1 protein-coding gene is annotated in these 1,363 nt (G+C 65.2%); it reads left to right on the top strand.

Annotated features, from left to right (window positions below):
• Positions 1 to 53: 53 nt before the first annotated feature.
• Positions 54 to 1,336, top strand: a protein-coding gene (locus K3888_RS17485) for an IS3 family transposase (RefSeq protein ID WP_230931554.1) whose coding sequence is annotated in 2 segments (ribosomal slippage) — positions 54 to 327 and positions 327 to 1,336 — 1,284 coding nt in all. Because the reading frame shifts where the segments join, the coding sequence is not laid out codon by codon here.
• The last annotated feature ends 27 nt before the right edge of the window (positions 1,337 to 1,363 follow it).

Below are 1,363 nucleotides of genomic sequence, written 5' to 3'. Positions count from 1 at the left end.
TGAACCGCCCCAGGTTTCCCGCCGCCTCCTTTTGAGTCGAGGAGGATGGCTGTATGCCGAAGAAGATCGATCCCGCGGTCAAGGAGCGGGCGCTGCGGATGGTGTCCGAGCATCGGGGTGAGTACTCGTCACTGACGGCCTGTTGTGACCAGGTGGGTCGCCGGCTGGGACTTGGTAAGGAGACGGTGCGGCGGTGGGCGGTGCAGGCCGACATCGACGCCGGCACCCGGCCCGGAGTCAGCACTGAGGAGAGCGCCGAGATCAAGCGCCTGAAGGCCGAGAACCGGCGGCTGACCGAGGACCTGGAGATCATGCGTCGGGCCTCGATTTTCTTCGCGGGGGAGCTCGACCCCCGCAACCGGTGATCTGCGAGTTCATCGATCAGATGCACTCGGAGGGACATGCGGTCGAGTCGATCTGCCGGGGCCTGCGCAAAGCAGGTCTGCAGGTCGCCGCACGGACCTATCGCGAGTGGACCTCGCCGCGCCGAGTGGTGGCGGCCAGGACCGTCAGCGACGCGGAAGTCGAGGACGCGATCCGCACGCTGGTGTGGCAGCCCGATAGCCGAGGGCGGCGGAAGATGCAGCCAGCGGGCCTGTACGGGCGCCGCAAGATGCTCGCCGCCATCCGCCGGGACAGTCTGCCCACAGCCAGCCCGGGCGCCGTGGATCGTGCAATGCGAACGCTGGGGTTATCCGGGGTGGTCAGGTCCAAGAAGGTGTACACGACCGTCGCCAATTCCGACGGTGTTCGGGCTCCGGATCTGGTCGACCGCGACTTCACCTCGGACCGGCCCGATCGCCTTTGGGTCGCGGATTTCACGTACGTGCGGACCTGGGCCGGCTTCACCTACGTGGCATTCATCGTGGACGTGTTCGCCCAGCGCATCGTCGCCTGGAACGCGGCCACCAATATGGCCACCGACCTGGTGATGACGCCACTGCGGATGGCACTGTGGCAACGCGACCGCGAGGGGCATCCGATCGAGCCGAAGTCACTGGTCAGCCATTCGGACGCAGGCAGCCAATATACATCTGTAGCGTTCACTGAACGTCTCGCCCTCGAGGGGATCGAGCCGTCGATCGGCAGCGTCGGCGACGCCTACGATAACGCGCTCATGGAGACGATCAACGGGCTGTACAAGGCCGAGTGCATCCGCTCTTCGATCTTCCACGACGGGCCGTACCAGACGATCTCGGACGTCGAGTACGCGACCGCGGCGTGGGTCGAGTGGTACAACAATGAACGGCTCCACTCGAGCCTTGGGTACGTCCCACCCATCGAGTTCGAGCAGAGTTACTACGCCGCTCTCAAACGAGAGCTTCAACCCACATAGGAGCGGCGGAGAACCTGGGGCGGTTCA

It is taken from the genome of Dietzia aurantiaca (assembly GCF_021033825.1).
GTDB classification, from domain to species: domain Bacteria; phylum Actinomycetota; class Actinomycetes; order Mycobacteriales; family Mycobacteriaceae; genus Dietzia; species Dietzia aurantiaca.
This window is presented reverse-complemented; position numbering and strand designations above follow the sequence as displayed.